This window comes from Geobacillus sp. JS12, from assembly GCF_001592395.1.
Lineage (GTDB): Bacteria > Bacillota > Bacilli > Bacillales > Anoxybacillaceae > Geobacillus > Geobacillus zalihae.
The window spans coordinates 2,626,279-2,643,516 of record NZ_CP014749.1; the positions used below are offsets into that span (position 1 = coordinate 2,626,279).

Below are 17,238 nucleotides of genomic sequence, written 5' to 3' on the forward strand. Positions count from 1 at the left end.
GGTTTATTTTTTATATGCGCATAATTTTCCACTCTCTGCACAATCTACAAGCGAACAACCGACGAAAGGAGCGAACAACGATGCAACAGCAACCACAAATGAACCCGCAGGCGGCGATGCCCGAGCCGCCGCAAATGGTGTCCACAAAAGACGCCATGTATTTTTCCGACATGATGTCGTGGAACTTGCTCGCGGCGAAAAAAGCGCACTTTTTCGCCTCACAATGCCGAGACCCTGAAGTGGTGCAGGCGATCGAGCGCGCTGGACAGATGCATCAGCGCCATTACGACATAATTTTGCGCCATTTGCAAACTCCGCCGCAGCCGCCGGTGATGTGAAAGGAGGAACGATGCATGAACACGAAACAAGTGCAAAATCCGGAGATGCAAGTGCCGAAAACGCCGCAAATGAACGAACGCGATTTTCTAAACGACATGTTGACAACAGAAAAATACATGACGTTGTCATACAGCGTGTACTTGCATGAAGCGAGCAACCAACCGTTATATCAAGATATGATGAATATTTTCACTGAAACGCAAAACTGTCAGCGCGACTTGTACAATTTGATGTTCAAAAAAGGATGGTACAAGCTTGAAGCCGCCGATCCGCAAAAGCTTCAGCAAACGTACCAGCAGTTCCAAGGGTATACGAATCAGCTCCCTTATCAACGAAATGCCATGCAATAACAAAACGAGGGATGTCCGAACAGCAGGAGGACATCCTCTTTCTCAATCCGTTAAGAAGACCGGGTGCAGAAAGGGGAGAAAAGGATGGCAGCGCCATCCGAATCGGTACGGAGCATGCTGCAAACAGCGGACGTCCGCATCCGCGACACCGGGATCATTGAATAAGCATCCCTTCTTGTTCCACAGGGATGCTTATTCTTTCATGAATAGACGATTAATACCACCAGCCTGGATACGGCGGGTATGGCGGATACGGCGGATAAAAGGGCCGCGGAGCCAACGCGCCGCCGAGCAGTCCGCCCAAGAAGCCGCCGACAAATGGGGCGCCAAACAACAATCCTGGAAATAGCATCATTCCTTCTCCTTTCCCCAAAGCTAGAATGCTACACTTTATTCATATGCAACAACAAGAAAAGAGGGTGGGCCGTCCGCCCACCCTTCGCCTGTTTTCTCACCACCAAATCGGGCCATACCACCACGGATAGAAAAACGGCGGGACCAATGCGCTCCCAAGCAAGCCGCCTAAAAAGCCACCGAAAAATGGAGCGCCAAAAAACGGAGCGCCGAAGAAAAACGGGCGCGGCCGCCAAAACCCAAAGCCCCATGGCCGCCAAAAGCCCCACGGCCGCCAAATGCGCTCATCCGCCACTTGGAGATGGCTCATCTTTCTTCCCCCCTTCCGCTTTGCTTTAGTCCCACTGTATGCAGGAAAAACGCCCGCTGCTTAGGCCAGTACCTAGAAGGCTGGTGAAAAACGGCGATTTCTCCCAAATCATCGATCCGTGAATGCAAAGGAAGGCTTCTTTCTAAAAGATATTTTCATTAAAGGAAATTATTTTCTCTTATTTCTAGTATATTCTAAAAACAAAAACAGGCGGCTGTCCGCCGCCTCCCGCTTATACAAGCTCCGCCTGCACTTGATCGTACAAACAGACGATCGAATCGAACAAAATACGCACCGCCTCAGCCATTTCGTCTTCGCTCATGGAGAGAACCGGAATGAACGTCAACACCGGGCCGAGCGGACGGATGACAAGCCCCCTCCGGCGCGCTTCGAGGATGATCCGGTGCTCCACCATGGCCGCGCGCGGAAAGACTTCTTTCGTTCTTCGGTCTTTCACGATTTCAATGCCGCACATCAAGCCTTTTTGCCGGATGTCGCCGACAATCGGAATTTCATACAACCGCTCAAGCCATTCGGCCAGCCGGCGCGCCTTCCGCTTGACGCTGTCAATCAAGCCGCGTTTTTCGATGAGCTCGATGTTTTTCAGCGCAACGGAACAAGTGAGCTGGTTTCCCGTGTACGTATGGCCGTGGTAAAACGTTTTGTCTTCGTCCACATCGCCCAGAAATGCCGCATAAATCTCTTCCGTGACCAGTGTGGCCGCGAGCGGCAAATATCCTCCCGTGATCCCTTTCCCAAGGCAGACAAGATCAGGCTTCACCTCTTCCTGCTCACAAGCGAACATCGTGCCGGTGCGGCCAAAGCCGACGGCGACCTCGTCGCAAATGAAGAGCACCCCATACCGGCGGCAAAGCCTTTCCACTCCTTTTAAAAACCCGCGCGGATGGACGATGATCCCCGCCGCTCCTTGCACAAGCGGCTCGATGACAACCGCGGCGATTTGATCGTGCTGCTCCTCAAGCACCCGTTCCAGCTCGCGCAAACAATAGCAGACGATCTCCTGCTCGCTTCCGTATTCATCCATACGGTACACGTACGGCGACGGCACTTCGATCCGCTTAAACAAAAGCGGCGCAAAAATACGGTGGAACGTTTCCATGCCGCCAACGCTCACCGCCCCGACCGTATCGCCGTGGTACGCTTCCTTCAACGAGACAAACTTGTTCTTCTTCGCATATTGGACCGGGTCGATGTTTTTCCAATACTGATAGGCGATCTTGAGCGCGATTTCCACCGCCGCCGCCCCGGTATCGGAATAAAACACTTTTGACATGTGCGGCCAATATTCAAGCAGCCGTTTGGCCAACAAAATCGACGGCACATTCGCCGAACCAAGCAATGTCGAATGGGCAATTTTCTCCAATTGCTCGCGAAGCGCCGCATTCAGCTCCGGATCGTTATGGCCGTGGACATTGACCCATAGCGACGCATAGCCGTCCAAGTACCGGTTGCCGTCGACATCGTACAAATAGCTTCCTTGTCCGCGTTCGATGATCAGCGGACGTTCTTTCGCATACTGCTTCATTTGCGTAAATGGATGCCAGACGTACTGCTTGTCCCACTGTTCCAATTGCTCGTAGCTATACGCCAACGCTAAGCACCTCCAGCAATTGTTTCGCCTTTCCTTGTTCGATCCAACGCTGAGCTAAGGTTTCCAGTTCCCGCCTTGAGACTGCAGGAAGGAGCGGCACGACCGCCAGCACCGGCAGCCGAAGCAAGGCGGCGATCGTTTCGACATTGTTTCGGTGGATAATCTCCTGCTCCTGAAACTGATTGAACATCAGGCCAAGCAGGCGGATGCCTTGTGCGTTCGCATAGGCTGCCGTCGTCACCGCGTGATGAATCGCACCAAGGCTTGAGAGCGACACGAGAATCGCCGGCACCTCATAGTCGCGGACAAAATCGCTCGTCATATACCATCGTCCATCGCGCTCGCACCACGGAACGGCCAACCCTCCCGCTCCTTCGACGAGCACCACATCATAGCGCTGCGTAAGCCATTCCAACCGTTCGGCCACCCTCTCTGGTTCGATGGACGTGCCGGTCAACTTCGCCGCTAAATGCGGCGACATCGCCGGTTCCATATAGTACATGCCTTCTGATGTCGGAATCTTCGCCACTCGTTCGTACCAATATTGTTCGGCAAACGACACCCCGTCTTCGGCCAGTCCAGTCTGAACCGGTTTAAACACGCCGACCTTCATCCCAAGCCGCTCCAGCGCCAACGCCACGATGGAAGTGACGACCGTTTTGCCGATTTCTGTTCCTGTTCCCGTCATGAAAATGGCTTGCCCCATTCTCTTATCCCCCCATCCCTCGAGTCATCATGATCGGTCGGACGCGCGGCCATACGCGCGCCGCCACGACGGAACAAACGGCGCAAAGCACGAGATCCCCCGGCACCGGAAGAAGAAAGCCGAACCATAGCGTTTGGCCGATGGAAAGCGGAGTCTCCGCGATCCATTTCATTGCTATGTACAGCCACGTGCAGCCAAACGCATACACGACGAACAATGCCGCCAAATTCGCCTTCCATATGTCCTGCGCTCTTGTCCATTGAAAGCGGTGCACAAGCGAGCCGCACGTATACGCTCCAGCAATGAAGCCAAGCAAGTACCCAAACGTCGGCTTCCAAATATAACCGAGCCCGCCTCCTTCCGCAAACACCGGTGCGCCCGCCAGCCCGATCAACACGTAAAGCATCTGGCTGAGCGCTCCTGTTCTTGGACCAAGCAGACATCCCGACAAATAGACTGCGGCGATTTGCAGCGTAAACGGCACATACGGCACCGGGATTTTGATGAATCCGCCGACCGCCGTCAGCGCGGCAAAAAAGGCTGCCCAAACAAAGGAACGGATGTGCACGTTTCCCCTCCTCTCCAAATATTTGTTTCTATTGTGCCTGATATGTTTTTTATTTGTCAACTTTATTTTTATATAGGTTTACATTTAGACAAAAAATACGGAGCCCCCTAACACAGCAGGACTCCTTTTTTGGCGCGGCTCATTTCTCAAACAGACGGCGGAAGCAGTGGCCAACGCTCACCCTTCATCCTCCCACAAGTTAAGCAGGTTCATCCGTTCGCCGTCCGTTTTCGGCATCGCCAGCGATCCACTCTGCCTCTCCTCCTTTTCCAACAACGACGACAATAAGCGCACCGCCTCCGCAATATGCCTTCCTTTGTTCAACATGATGCATTGCGCCTGTTTTCCAAGAAAAACATCTGAGATTTCCGCGCGCGACGGAATTCCCTTTTTCGCCATTTGTTCAAGCACTTGCGTCGCCCAAATGACCGGGATGTGAGCCGCCCGGCATAGCGCCAAAACGTCGTTCTGTGCGGCCGCAAGATGTTCAAATCCGATCTCCAGAGCCAAATCGCCGCGCGCAATCATCACACCAAACGCCGGAAACTTCAATCCCTCAAGCAAGATGCGAACGAAGTTATGAAGCGCCGCCCGCGTTTCGATTTTCGCGATCACCGGGAGAGAACCAGCCCCTTGTTCGGCAAGCAAATGATAAAGCTTTCGCAGGTCATGAGGGGCCTGAACAAACGACAGCCCGACGATATCCGCCCATCTCGCGATGAACGGAATCCATTCAAGGTCGCGGTCGGTGAGCGGCGGAACCGTCAAATGGAGAAACGAATCGGGAAGATGGATGCCCGTTCCTTGCTTAATCGCTTTTCGCTTTCCGCCATCGGCAACGACTTTGGCCTCTACATGCCGCTCGTGCACTTTCACGACCCGCGCTGCAATTTGGCCGTCGTTCAAATAAAGGCGGTCTCCCGCCCGCACATTGCGCCACGCTTTCGCCAACGTCGTCGTCATTTTCACACCGCAGCCATTCTGCGCCTGTGCAAACGCAGCGTCATCGAAATAAATATACAGCGGTGTACCGACCGTGACAAACGCTTTCATTGGAATGAACAAAACAGAACATAGAGTGAAAGAAGCCGACCCGCGCCGCAGTTTCATCCCTTTTTGCACATAGGCCGTCCGCGAAAGAAGAACTTTAAAACAAGACGGCGCGATTTGTTCAGTGACCCGAAGTTTTCGTTTTTTTCCGCGCACATCGGTAAACAGCAGTTCATCCCCTTCTTCGACGGTCGCTCCGTCCTCAGCCGTCAACTGCCACAAGAATGAAACATCGCGGGGGAGCGGAGACGGCGGCGGGGAAGAAGAGAAGGAAATGAGGCCGAAGAGCGGCTCCATTGGCTCTCCATATAGATTTTTCTTCACAGAGAGCTTCATCGGCCCCGCGTTGACCGCCAAGCGGTCGACCCGGATTTTTGGCCCCGGCAGATCCATGTAAATGCGGCATCGCCTCCCCTGCAGCTGTGGCTCCAACTGCTTCTCGGCTTGACGAATGATGGCCACGAGCGCCTCCCACGTTTCCGGAGAACCGTAGGCGCAGTTGATGCGGGCGATGTCCATGCCATAAAGAAGCAGCCGCTCGATCAGCCCCGGCTCATCCACCCATGCCTCGTCCATCGTCACCATAATGCGTGTCGGCCGAACAGAACTTGGGCTTCCGAACACTGCCTCCGCCCGTTTATGAAGCAACTGTTTCGCTTCCTTTCTTGTCATCTTTCGAAGCTCCCATCCGCCATCAACCCGCGTGCGCAAATAGGCCAAAACTTGTTCGATCGCGTCGATGAGATGAGCCTCTTGCCCCTCGAGCCGCCATCCGGCGTCTTCCATCGCTTCACGCAAATCCGACGGCATATGCTCCCTCATATATAAGTAAGCAAGCAACTGATCCCGGCTCTCTTCATGGGATGGAAGAGGAAAATACTTCTGCTTTTGTCCCACCCACTCCGCCATCCCTCGGTGAAAGGCGGCCAAGCGGGCGCCCAAATCTCGTTTGTCGTGCATCAGCGGCACCAACCCTTGTGAAAAATACAGTTTTATTTTTATATATTCGCTGCTTTCGTAAATGAGAAGATAAAAAAACCGGCGCCATTCGCCGGTTGAATGCGACAGAAACAAGAAGCCGCTTTTCGCTGTATTATTTTTGCACGACAATTTTCATCCCGCATTGACAAAGCAGCGAATGTTTCAGCCGCCGCAACGGCTGACCGCACTGTTCACAAATGGCCGGTTTATTCACGCGTTTCCTCCCCTTTGCTGCGTGTTCGGTATCTATTATACACCTCAAATTATTTAAAGTAAATATAAAATGATAATAATTATAAAAAGCAGATCATTTGGCCTCTTTTTCCATTTGTGATAAGGTAATAATAGTGCCAATATTCAAAAGAAGGAGGGGTTCACCATGTACGACATCGCCATCATCGGCGCCGGGCCTGCGGGGGCAAGCGCTGCGATCTTCGCCGCCAAAGCCGGGAAGAAAACGGTCTTGTTTGACAGCGACAAAGGCATGACAAAGCGCGCTTGGGTGGAAAACCATTACGGGGTTCCGGAAATCAGCGGCCCGGAATTGGTGGAAACCGGGAAAAAGCAAGCCGCAAAATTCGGGGCGGAATTGGTGGAAACGCAAGTGACAAATGTGCAAAAAACAGACGGGGGATTCCGCCTTGAAACGGAAACCGGATCCTATGAAGCGAAACACGTCATCTTCGCCACCGGCGTCGCCACGGATCTCGCGGAAAAAATCGGCCTGCGCACCAAACCGGGCACGGAGCCGCGCATTAAAACGGTGATTGACGTCGACGCCAATGGCAAAACGAACATCGACGGCATTTGGGCGGCAGGGACGGTGGCCGGCGTCAGCGTTCATACGATCATCACGGCGGGCGACGGGGCGAAAGTCGCCATCAACGTCATCAGCGAACTGAACGGCGAACGGTACGTTGATCACGATGTATTGAAAAAATAACAACGAAGGTGTCCCAAACAGCGGGACACCTTTTCTAATAGCGCCATGGAAACGGCCGGGACGCAAGATGACGGGCTGAACTGCCTGTTGCGTCGTACCCGCATCGACATAGCGGCCCCGATCCATCCAAGGGCGCTTATTGTCCAATGCTCCGGTACTTCCCTTCAAAAAACAAGAGCGGGTCGCCCGGTTCGTCTTTCATGAAAATGTCGGTCACTTCCCCAAAGTAAAGCGTATGATCGCCGGCTACATGCGAGCTGTGGACATTGCATAAAATATTCGCCAACGCCTCCGGCAAAATCGGATGGCCGTTCACCCAATCAAACGAAACGGGGCGCTCTTCTTTCAACTGGCCGGCAAACAAGCGCGACAACTCCTCTTGATCGCGCCGCAAAATGTTGACGGCAAATTTCCCCGTTTGCTTGACAATGTCATGCATTCGCGCTTTATGGCCAATGGAGACGACGACAAGTTTCGGGTCGAGCGAAACGGACATAAACGCGTTCGCCGTCATTCCTTTCGCTTCCCCTTGAAAGTCGGTCGTCACGACCGTCACGCCGGTCGCAAATTTTCCCATGGCTCTGCGAAATGTACGATCATCCATACGGTTCTCCCATCCTTCCCTTTTCGTCATCAGCCGCCCTGCGCCTTCCGCTGGCGGTTGGGCGGCTTTCCTTCTTGATGTTTCCACACGACGGACGCTTCGTCCGACATCTTGCCTCTATGGCTAGGCCCCATTCATGCCGAAATGAGGGTCAAATCTACCCCCATCATAGCAGAAATAGGGGAAAGACACAACGACGATCTACCGCTGTCATCGGCGGCCCGCCGCTCCAAGGTATGCCTCCGCCACCCGCTCAGCGGAAGAAGATCAGCGCCGCCGCTTAAACGCTTCGGCGGTGTTGATTTTGTGTTGACGGACGTATTGTTCGATTTCATGCGGCGGCGCCTGTTCATGCAACAGACGGATGATCTCTCGATGTTCTTCGATCGATGCTTTCGCCCGCTGCGGGACAAACGTAAATCCGTACACGCGGATGCGCTTCATCCGCTGCCAAATTTGCTTGATTTGCTCTTCGAGGTAGGCGTTGCCGCAATGGGCGTAAATCAAGGAATGAAATTCATAGTTCAGCTCGCTGAACCGTTCCAGCTCCAGCTCTTCAAGCGCCCGCTCCATCCGTTCGTTCAACCGCTCAAGCTCGTTGATCGCCTCCTTCGTCAAATTGGCGGAGCCAAGCGCGGTCGCATAGCCTTCCAGCACAGCCAACACCGACAGCGTCTCGATATATTCTTTCTCGTTGATGTTGCTCACAACGGCGCCTGTATACGGCTTAAATTCGACAAGCCCTTCCGCCTCGAGCTGGCGGATCGCCTCGCGCACCGGGATGCTACTGAGTCCGAGCTCGCGGGCGATTTGATCGATGACGACGCGGTATCCCGGGCCATAGACGCCGTTTTCAATGCGGGAAAGAATATACTCGTAAGCCAATTGGGTTTTGTTTTTCGCTTTCGTTTCCATACGTTTATCATATACTAGATCATATACATTGACTAGTCGTTATGCCTGTTCGGCAGACAAGGCGGTCGGTTTCTCCCCCTTGCCGAACGCGGGGATCGGCGGATCGCCGACGGCGACGTGGACGACTTGCACTTCCGTATAGAAATCAAAGCTGTAATGCCCACCTTCGCGGCCGATGCCGCTGTATTTCGTCCCGCCAAACGGGATGCGCAAATCGCGGACGTTCGGTGAGTTGACCCACGCCATCCCGCTTTCGATCGCTTGGGCGACGCGGTGGCCGCGCTTCATATCGTTCGTCCAGACGTATGCCGCCAGCCCGTATTTCACATCGTTCGCCAGCCGTATCGCCTCTTCTTCATCCGCAAAGGACATGACCGCCATGACCGGTCCGAAAATCTCTTCCTGCGCCACCCTCATGCCGTTATGGCAACCAAGCAGCAACGTTGGCGGCACAAAGTTACCCCGCTCCAGCCCTTTCGGAACGCTGGGGGCATAGACGTCCGCCCCTTCCTGCTTGGCAATCTCAATATAGCGGTTCACCCTCTCCCAATGATCGCGGTGAATGAGCGGACCGAGTTCAGTCGCCGGGTTCATCGGGTCGCCGATGACGATGCGGTCGACGCGCTCTTTGAGCCGGGCGACAAATTCGTCGTAAATCGACTGTTCAAGCAAAAGCCGCGAGTTGGCCGTGCACCGTTCGCCATTGAGCGAAAACATCCCCCAAACCGCCGCATCGAGCGCCCGTTCGAGATCCGCATCGGCGAACACAATGAGAGGCGACTTGCCGCCGAGCTCCATCGATGTTTTTTTCAACGTTGCGGCGCTGTTGCGGATAATTTCCATGCCGGTCGTCGTCTCGCCGGTAAACGAGATGAGGCGCACATCCGGGTGGGCAACCAATGCGGCGCCCGCCGTTTCGCCAAACCCGTGCACGACGTTGAACACCCCGCGAGGCAGCCCGGCTTCATCGATGATTTCCGCCAGTTTATTCGCCGTCAACGGCGACCATTCGGCCGGCTTCAAGACGACGGTGTTGCCGGTCGCCAGCGCGGGAGCCACCTTCCACGTTTCCAGCATAAATGGCGTATTCCACGGCGTGATGAGCCCGGCGACGCCGACTGGTTTATAAACGGTATAGTTTAAAAACTGTCCATTCACATGGTACGCCTCGCCGACAAGGCGCGTCTTCACCATTTCCGCGTAAAAGCGGAAGTTTTCCGCCGCGCGGGCGGCTTGCTTTTTCGCCTGGCTGATCGGAATGCCGGTGTCGAGCGCCTCTAAATAGGCGATGTCATCCGCATATGTTTCAATCAGCTCGGCAATGCGGAACAAATAACGGAGCCTCTTTTCAACCGGCATCGTCCGCCACGGCCCGTGATCAAACGCCTCCTTTGCCGCCCGGACCGCTGCGTCGATGTCTTCTTTCCGCCCTTCGGCCACTTCGTTGATCGGTTTGTTCGTAAACGGATTGAGGTTGTCGAAATGCGCACCGGCTGCCCCTTCCACAAACTGCCCATTGATATAATGAAGCGCTTTTGGTTGCACTGCCATTCGTTTCCCCCTCCCGCTATGTCCGATAGCGCGCATGAATGTTGTTATGCTTGTACGTCCCCGCCTCGTTGAATTCATACAGCTCAAGCGACAGCGCCAAATAGCGTTTGGCGAACAGCGGGGCGAAATGGTCTTTCATCACGGCAAACAGTTCGGCGCCGACTTCTTTTTTTACCTGTTCCGGCCGCCCGGCGCCGATTTTGAGCGTCGCGTGCACAAACGCATCGTCTTCGGCCCCGTCGGCCACATAGTACTCGTCAAGGCGAATCGCGCGCGAGCGGATGCCGCCGACGGGAAACCAATCGCGCCGCTTGATCAGCACGCGGTGGACTTTTTCCAGCAATCCGCGAATGTCGGCTTCTTCACCGAGATTGGCCGTGTATTCCACAATAAAGTGCGGCATCCTCTCTCCCCCTTTGGCTAGGCGATGTAATTGACCAGCCGGCCGATGCGTTCGATTTCCGTCACGACTTCATCGCCGGGCTGGACGTTCACCGCCCCTTTCGGCGTGCCGGTCAACATGACGTCGCCCGGCGCGAGCGTCATGAATTCGGTGATGTACTCAAGCAAATACGGGATCGAAAAAATCATATCGCCCGTATATCCTTCCTGCACAACCGCCCCATTGACATACGTCCGCAAACGAAGCGCCATCGGATCGCCGACTTCGTCATGGCTGACGATCCATGGGCCGAGCGGCGTCGCCCGGTCGCGGTTTTTGACGCGGAAATTCGGCCGGTAATAATTTTCCAAGTAATCGCGGACTGCGTAATCGTTGGCAATGGTGTAGCCGGAAATGTAGTCGTACGCCTGTTCCGCCCTCACCCGGCGGGCCGGGCGGCCGATCACCACCGCAAGCTCGCATTCGTAATGCATCATGTTGACCCCCTCCGGGCGGACGGTGCGGCCGCGATGGCCGATGAGCGTATTTTTCCCTTTGAAAAATAAAAGCGGCTCTTTCGGCACAACAAAAGACAATTCGCCGGCATGCTCGGCATAATTCAATCCAAGCGCCACGATCACGCCCGGCTCCACCGGGGGAAGCCACATCACGTCAAGCTCCCCGACGATCGTTCCGTCCGGCAGGCGGAGGCGTCCATCATCAAGCGGCTCCGCTTCCGTCACGGTTCCGTTCCAGGCCACACGCGCCCGCTTCATTGTTCATCGCCTCCTTGTTCCGGGGCAATTTCGTTTTCCAGTGCGCCGATCCCGTCGATTTCAATGCGCACGACATCTCCCGCCGAAACGAGCGGCGCGTCGGCCGGCCAGCTGAAAAACAGCACATCGCCCGGGTAAAGGGTCATAAATTCGGTCACCTCAGCGAGCCATTGTTCGACCGGCCGGCGGAAACGGCTCGGATCGGCGCGCTGGACGATGCGGCCGTTGACGTAGACGCGCGCGGTGAGTGAAAAGAGCGGCGGCGCTTCCTCTTTCGGCACGATCCACGGGCCGACCGGGGCAAAGCCGTCGCGCGCCTGCTCCTTCACCGCCGGGCGGTAACGCTGCTTATGGGGAATGGAGAGATCATGGACGATCGTATAGCCGAATACAACATCGAGCGCCTGCTCGCACGGCACGCGCGCCGCCGTCCGTCCGATGACAATCCCGAGCGCCGGAGCCGCCTGAAGATGCTTCACCCCACGAGGCAGCAGCACCGGCCGCCGATGGGCGTTGATCGTGTTGGCCGGCTTCATATACAAAACCGGGCCCTCCGGCGGCTTTTCATACGGCGGGGCGTTCATTTCGGTTGACAACGCTTCCCACTCCTTTTCATCATTCAGCGCCACCCCGTACATCGCCCCGTCAACAGGCGCAGCCCATTCCCATTCATCGATGCGGTGCGTCCGATCGCCAAACGACACCGTTCCGCTCCAAGGATCCGCCTTCGCCTCAATCGCCCGCCCCATGCCGGCCAGGCGCAAGCGCACATTGACCATCTCTTCTCCTCCCACCCCGTTATGCCGTTTGGGATGGCTCTTCGGCCAGCAGTCCGTATTTGACGAGCGTGCGGCGGATTTGCCGCTGATGTTCTTCGCTTGGCAAATCGAGCGGCAGCCGGAGCTTCGGGGTGATTTTCCCCATCATGCCGAGCGCTGCTTTGACAGGGCCCGGATTCGTTTCAATAAACAGCACATCATTGAGCTCCATCAGTTCAAAATGAAGATCTTGCGCCCGCTTGATGTCGCCGGCAAACCAAGCGTCGTGCATCTCAGCCACTTTATGCGGCACGACGTTCGCCGTCGCGCTGATCGACCCCGCCCCGCCGATCGCCAGCATCGGATAGCACAACAGCTCGATGCCGGAAAAGAGAAGGAAATCGCGCCCGCAGTGCCACAGCACTCGGTTCACATGTTCAAAATCTTTGTTTGACTCCTTCACGCCAATAATGTTCGGACAATCTTCGGCCAGACGCGCCAACGTTTTGACTTCCAAATTGACCGCCGTCCGCCCCGGAATGTTGTAGACGATGATCGGAATGTCGACCGCCTCGGCCACCGCTTTAAAATGTTTATAGAGAGCAGCTTGAGACGAGCGGTTGTAATACGGGACGATGACCATCGCCGCATCGGCGCCAATCTCCTGCGCAAATTTAGTCAGCTCGATCGTTTCCGCATGGTTCGTCGATCCCGTCCCCGGCACGAACGGCACCCGACCCGCCGCCGCTTTTTTCGCCGTTTCCATCACCTGTTTCCGCTCGTCAAGCGTCAGCGAACTTGGCTCTCCCGACGTTCCCGTGACGGAAATGCCGTGCGTGCCGCTTTCAATATGCCAATCGATGAGCGCGGCGAGCGCCGCAAAATCCACGTTTCCTTCCTCATCAAACGGCGTGACGACCGGCGCGATTGAGCCGCGCAGCCGTTCTTTCGCCTCGCGGTATGCCATCCCTTCTCCCCTGTCGACTTGATTTTTCTGAATCTTATTTACATTTTACACAAAATCATATATGAAATCAATCATAAAATCATATATCATGATGATCGCGAAAACGGCCGGCAGAAAACGGCGGTCTTTCTAAATGAGAAAGGTCGGTTTCCGCTTCGCCAATGTCGGTTCGCTTGGCTCGATCGGCTGGCCGCTGTGAACGTCAAGAACGACGGACGCCTCTTCAAACCAGCTGTCCGGCGCCGCATGCCCCCAAAACGTCTGGCGCCTTGGATCATCCAAATCCCAGCGGATCGGCGGAAAATCGGGGTCACTCGTCAAATAATCGCCGTTATACAGCTCAATTCGGTGGCCATCCGGGTCGCGCAAATAGACAAAGAAGGCGTTCGACAATCCGTGGCGGCCCGGCCCGCGTTCAATGTTCGGCGCATATCCGGCCGCCGCCAGCACATCGCACGCATGGATCAGGCTGAGCGGGTCCGGCAGCCAAAACCCGATATGGTGAAGGCGCGGCCCTTTTCCGTTCATCAGCGCCAAATCGTGGACATTTTGCTTCCGGTGCAGCCATGCCGCCCAAAGTTTCCCATCCTCTGTTTCCGTATACTCTGAGCAGGCAAAGCCCAAACCATGGACATAAAAGTCGTACGCGTTCTTTACATCTCTAACCGCGCAGTTGAAATGATCGATGCGCTGCACGCGGGCGCCGCGGTGCAAGTCATACCGCTGCAAAAGCCGCTCTGTTTTCTCCATCTGGGCAAAAAACTCAAGCGGCAGCCCGGACGGATCTTGAACGCGAAATGCCCGACCGATGGCGTTTTGGCTTCCCGCTTCCAGCCATTTCGGCTGCAGCGTTTGCGCCGCAAACCATTCATAAAGCGCTTCCAATTCCTGCTCGGAACCGACTTTGTAGCCAAGCGCCTCGACCGCGGGGCGGGGCCCCTTTTTCAATAGAAGACTATGATGATGATATTCTTCAAGTCCACGCAAATACAGATGGCTCTCATCCGCTTCCGTCACGACAAACCCAAGCACCCGTTCGTAAAAATCGCGAGCGGCGGCCAAATCGGTCACATGCAACACCGCGCGGGCGCAGCGAATAATGGAAAATGTCATCACTCTCTTCCCCTTTCGCAATATTCCTCCATCTAGAGTCAGGCAGCCGACAGAAAGAATCTTTCTTTTCTGCTGGCGAACATGGAACAAAGCCCTTCCTTGTTGCTGGCCAACTCCCTTCGCTTCAAACATCTCACAGCATGCCCGGATCAGTCAGCTTGCGTGCCGCTATGCCCGCCTTTTTTCGATCGGCGGCAACCTTGGGAAACGCCGCAGCGGTCGATCCTCCGCCGCTCCTCAACCGTTCCAACGCCCGCCCGTGTTTGCGAGCGTCCAAATGAACGGTCAATGCTTGTTGTCAGAAGGAATGAACACGCTTTTGGCGCCGCGCAGAAATTCACGCACGAACTGTTTATACGGCTCTTTTTCGTAGCTGTCAAAATACGCCATCCCCATCCGAACGGGATCGCCGAAAAAGTAATATTCGTAATGCGTCTGTCGGGCTCCGAACGCGCTCATCGTGAGATCCCAGGCGAGCCGGAACAGCTGGACGCGTTCATAGCCGTCCACCGTCGCCCCTTGCATCGCGCGGCGGACGATATCGCCAATTTCTTCGTTGTCAAAGTCGGCTTCCGTCGGAATCGCCATCATGCCCGATGCCCCTAAAATGCGAATGATTTCCGCCAGGCGCGGATAAATGCGCGGATACCAGTTGCGCGCGGCATCAAGCGCGGCAAAATCCGGCGTCATCGTCCCCATCGGTCTGGCTTGGCGTTATGCTCAGCCCGGTACAGGTGGCTCTTCATCGTCTCGAGGACGAGCATGATTTCCGCCCCTTTATCTTTCACATGCTGGAACTCGCCGATGCCGATTGCTTCGATCAGACAAAGCGTGACGCCGAGCAAAAACTCCGTTTTGACGATGTTTTTCGCCACCACTTGATGGGACATATGAATGACCGCGTTCGTCTCACGGAACGTCCGGTTGCAAATCGAGGAATTGCCGCAAACAAACACGCGCTCCCACGGCACAAACACGTTTTCAAACGAAACGATGGCATCGCCCTCTTCAAAGCGGGACGCCAGCGGATGGTCCCACGAACTCCGCCCGTAGTCAAACGCCTCGCGGCAAATGAACTTCACGCCCGGCGTATTGTTCGGAATGGCAAAGGCGAGCGCGTACGGGTCTTCACCAGCTGTCGATTTTTTCACGGTTGATGGAAACACTAAAATTTCGTCCGTAATCCCGCCTTGCGTCGCCAACAGACGGATGCCGCTGACGATGATCCCGTCTTTTCGCCGTTCCACCAAATGGAGCGGCACATCGGCATCGTTTTGTTCATGAAGCGCCTTGGCGCGATTCATTTGCGGATGGATGAGCGTGTGCGTCAAGCTGATGTCGTTTTCACGCGCGTACTCATAGTAGTTTTTCGCGTTTTCGGCAAACATCGGATCGTCTTCGGCAAACAAATCGTTGGCGATGCCCATGGCCATGACTTCGGCATTCAAATAATCAGGCGAGCGCCCCATCATTCCGGCCGACATGCGCGCCCATTCTTGCGTCGCCTCGCGGCGGGCGATGAGCTCGTCAATGGTTGTCGGCTGAATGAACGTCATGCCGACGAGTTGCCCGGTTGTCGGCGACCGGTACAACATTTTCTCCGGCTTTTCATATTGCCGGTCGTAAAGCGCCGCCATCGAACGGACGACGTTGCAAAACGCCGGATGAACGGTGACATCCTCCACTTTTTCCCCGTGGATGTACACGCTGCTTTTCGCCCGCTTGAGCCGCTCCATATACTCCTGACCTGTTTTGGCCGGCATTTTCATTCCCCCGTTTTCACGTATAATAGATAAGGAAGCGCTATCATTCAGAATGTTCAAAATTAATATAACATATGATTTCATATATGAAAAATACAAAAATGATCAACCATCCTATACGAAAAAGATATGGAAGCAAGAGAGGAGGCACGGCCATGATCGATGTGAAGCAGCTGAAATACTTCGTCACGATTGCCGAAGAGGGGCAAATCACGAAAGCGGCGCAAAAGCTTCATATCGCCCAGCCGCCGCTCAGCCAGCAGCTGAAGCAGCTCGAAGAAGAGCTCGGCGTTCCTTTATTTGACCGGAAGGCGAAAAAAATGGAGCTCACCGCACCAGGCAAAGCGTTTTACGAAAAGGCGAAACGGCTGCTCGCCCAGCTTGATGACGCCGTAGCGGAAGTAAAAGAAATCGAAGAGGGAACGGCGGGAACGCTGTCGATCGGCTGCGTCAAATCGTGCTTTTACTATTTGGCCCAAGCAATCCGTCACTTCCATGAACAAGCTCCGAACGTGACCTTTCATCTCCGTGAAGGAGATACATTTTCCATTTGTCAGCTGCTTTACGAGCGGCGCATTGACATCGGCATCGTCCGCCTGCCGATCGACTCGGCTGATTACGACGTCATCCGTCTGCCCGGCGAACGTTATGTCGGCGTGTTGCCGGCGCAATGAAAAACCGGCCAACCCTCATTATGCATGCGCGATTTTGCGGATTGGCCGCTTCTCCTTCTCCACCGGGTGCACGGCGCCGGACAGTACGAGCGGGTCATCGAGGAATGCCGCCGTCATGGCTTTGAACCGAACGTTCTATGCGAATGCCCGGACGCGACCATATTGCTCTCCCTTGTCGCCCAAGGCCTTGGGGCCACCATTGTGCCGCAATCCACCGTAGCCTTGTTTCGCCTCCCTGGCATCAAGGTGCTGGAGATCATCGACTCTTCGATGACAGCGGAAGCCGCCGCCATCCTCGACCGACAACGGTATTTGCCGAAAAGCGCCCGAACATTCCTCGACGTGCTCCAAACCGTTGCCGCCCGCGCCGCCGGCGGACAACATGAAGAAAGATAGCGATTCCTCCAATCGTGGACGCTCAAGTGAAGGGAAAAAACAACATTGGCGTCATCTCTTCGTTGCGCCGCACTTTTTGTTCAACGACCGGCTTTCCAAAAAAAATCAGGCGCCGTTGGGCGCCTC

At 55.2% G+C, this 17,238-nt stretch carries 17 protein-coding genes and 2 pseudogenes; 4 read left to right on the top strand and 15 right to left on the bottom strand.

Features of this window, described 5'->3' with window-relative positions:
* Positions 1-80 precede the first annotated feature (80 nt).
* Together A0V43_RS12940 and A0V43_RS12945 are read left to right on the top strand one after the other, a co-directional pair.
* Entirely contained in the window at positions 81-338 is a 258-nt protein-coding gene (locus tag A0V43_RS12940; protein ID WP_063193260.1) for a hypothetical protein, read from the top strand.
* A 15-nt stretch (positions 339-353) separates the two neighbouring features.
* Positions 354-689: a spore coat protein gene (locus A0V43_RS12945; protein ID WP_020755111.1), complete on the top strand. Its 336-nt coding sequence runs from the start codon at positions 354-356 to the stop codon at positions 687-689.
* 214 nt (positions 690-903) lie between these two features.
* Here the strand turns inward: A0V43_RS12945 and A0V43_RS19845 are convergent, their stop codons facing one another.
* The 6 genes from A0V43_RS19845 to A0V43_RS12970 form a co-directional block, all read right to left on the bottom strand.
* The gene (locus A0V43_RS19845; RefSeq protein WP_164834593.1) at positions 904-1,044 is read right to left on the bottom strand and encodes a hypothetical protein; all 141 of its coding nucleotides are present in this window, start codon (positions 1,042-1,044) and stop codon (positions 904-906) included.
* Positions 1,045-1,140: 96 nt separating this feature from the next.
* Positions 1,141-1,353, bottom strand: coding sequence for a hypothetical protein (locus A0V43_RS12950; protein WP_063193261.1), 213 nt, complete (start codon positions 1,351-1,353; stop codon positions 1,141-1,143).
* A 232-nt stretch (positions 1,354-1,585) separates the two neighbouring features.
* On the bottom strand, positions 1,586-2,965 hold the full coding sequence (bioA, locus tag A0V43_RS12955; protein ID WP_063193262.1) for an adenosylmethionine--8-amino-7-oxononanoate transaminase: 1,380 nt from the start codon (positions 2,963-2,965) through the stop codon (positions 1,586-1,588).
* The gene (gene bioD / locus A0V43_RS12960; RefSeq protein ID WP_063193263.1) at positions 2,955-3,671 is read right to left on the bottom strand and encodes a dethiobiotin synthase; all 717 of its coding nucleotides are present in this window, start codon (positions 3,669-3,671) and stop codon (positions 2,955-2,957) included. Before bioD ends, bioA begins: the two co-directional genes overlap by 11 nt.
* Positions 3,672-3,675: 4 nt before the next feature.
* Positions 3,676-4,239, bottom strand: a complete 564-nt coding sequence (locus tag A0V43_RS12965) for a biotin transporter BioY (protein ID WP_013144290.1) — start codon at positions 4,237-4,239, stop codon at positions 3,676-3,678.
* 177 nt (positions 4,240-4,416) lie between these two features.
* On the bottom strand, positions 4,417-6,249 hold the full coding sequence (locus tag A0V43_RS12970) for a pyruvate kinase (RefSeq protein ID WP_236930824.1): 1,833 nt from the start codon (positions 6,247-6,249) through the stop codon (positions 4,417-4,419).
* A gap of 400 nt (positions 6,250-6,649) precedes the next feature.
* Between A0V43_RS12970 and A0V43_RS12975 the strand changes: the two genes are divergently transcribed.
* Positions 6,650-7,213, top strand: a complete 564-nt coding sequence (locus A0V43_RS12975) for an FAD-dependent oxidoreductase (protein ID WP_013144288.1) — start codon at positions 6,650-6,652, stop codon at positions 7,211-7,213.
* 136 nt (positions 7,214-7,349) lie between these two features.
* On the opposite strand, the gene A0V43_RS12980 is transcribed toward A0V43_RS12975, so the two are convergent.
* From A0V43_RS12980 to hpaB, 9 genes and pseudogenes are all read right to left on the bottom strand, one after another.
* Positions 7,350-7,817, bottom strand: coding sequence for a flavin reductase family protein (locus tag A0V43_RS12980; RefSeq protein ID WP_063193870.1), 468 nt, complete (start codon positions 7,815-7,817; stop codon positions 7,350-7,352).
* 267 nt (positions 7,818-8,084) lie between these two features.
* A complete protein-coding gene (locus A0V43_RS12985; protein WP_015375765.1) occupies positions 8,085-8,732 on the bottom strand; it encodes a GntR family transcriptional regulator in 648 nt (215 codons plus the stop codon).
* Positions 8,733-8,771: 39 nt separating this feature from the next.
* Positions 8,772-10,283, bottom strand: a complete 1,512-nt coding sequence (gene hpaE, locus A0V43_RS12990; RefSeq protein WP_063193265.1) for a 5-carboxymethyl-2-hydroxymuconate semialdehyde dehydrogenase — start codon at positions 10,281-10,283, stop codon at positions 8,772-8,774.
* 16 nt (positions 10,284-10,299) lie between these two features.
* Positions 10,300-10,686, bottom strand: a complete 387-nt coding sequence (locus A0V43_RS12995) for a 5-carboxymethyl-2-hydroxymuconate Delta-isomerase (RefSeq protein ID WP_063193266.1) — start codon at positions 10,684-10,686, stop codon at positions 10,300-10,302.
* Positions 10,687-10,703: 17 nt separating this feature from the next.
* The gene (locus tag A0V43_RS13000) at positions 10,704-11,441 is read right to left on the bottom strand and encodes a fumarylacetoacetate hydrolase family protein (RefSeq protein WP_063193267.1); all 738 of its coding nucleotides are present in this window, start codon (positions 11,439-11,441) and stop codon (positions 10,704-10,706) included.
* On the bottom strand, positions 11,438-12,220 hold the full coding sequence (locus A0V43_RS13005) for a fumarylacetoacetate hydrolase family protein (RefSeq protein ID WP_063193268.1): 783 nt from the start codon (positions 12,218-12,220) through the stop codon (positions 11,438-11,440). Before A0V43_RS13005 ends, A0V43_RS13000 begins: the two co-directional genes overlap by 4 nt.
* A 19-nt stretch (positions 12,221-12,239) precedes the next feature.
* A complete protein-coding gene (gene hpaI / locus A0V43_RS13010) occupies positions 12,240-13,166 on the bottom strand; it encodes a 2,4-dihydroxyhept-2-ene-1,7-dioic acid aldolase (RefSeq protein ID WP_063193269.1) in 927 nt (308 codons plus the stop codon).
* A 129-nt stretch (positions 13,167-13,295) separates the two neighbouring features.
* Positions 13,296-14,279: a 3,4-dihydroxyphenylacetate 2,3-dioxygenase gene (gene hpaD / locus A0V43_RS13015; RefSeq protein ID WP_063193270.1), complete on the bottom strand. Its 984-nt coding sequence runs from the start codon at positions 14,277-14,279 to the stop codon at positions 13,296-13,298.
* Positions 14,280-14,564: 285 nt separating this feature from the next.
* A pseudogene (gene hpaB / locus A0V43_RS13020) lies at positions 14,565-16,042 on the bottom strand (4-hydroxyphenylacetate 3-monooxygenase, oxygenase component).
* A 155-nt stretch (positions 16,043-16,197) separates the two neighbouring features.
* Here hpaB and A0V43_RS13025 point away from each other — a divergent pair.
* Positions 16,198-17,112, top strand: a pseudogene (locus A0V43_RS13025) (LysR family transcriptional regulator).
* Positions 17,113-17,238: the final 126 nt, after the last annotated feature.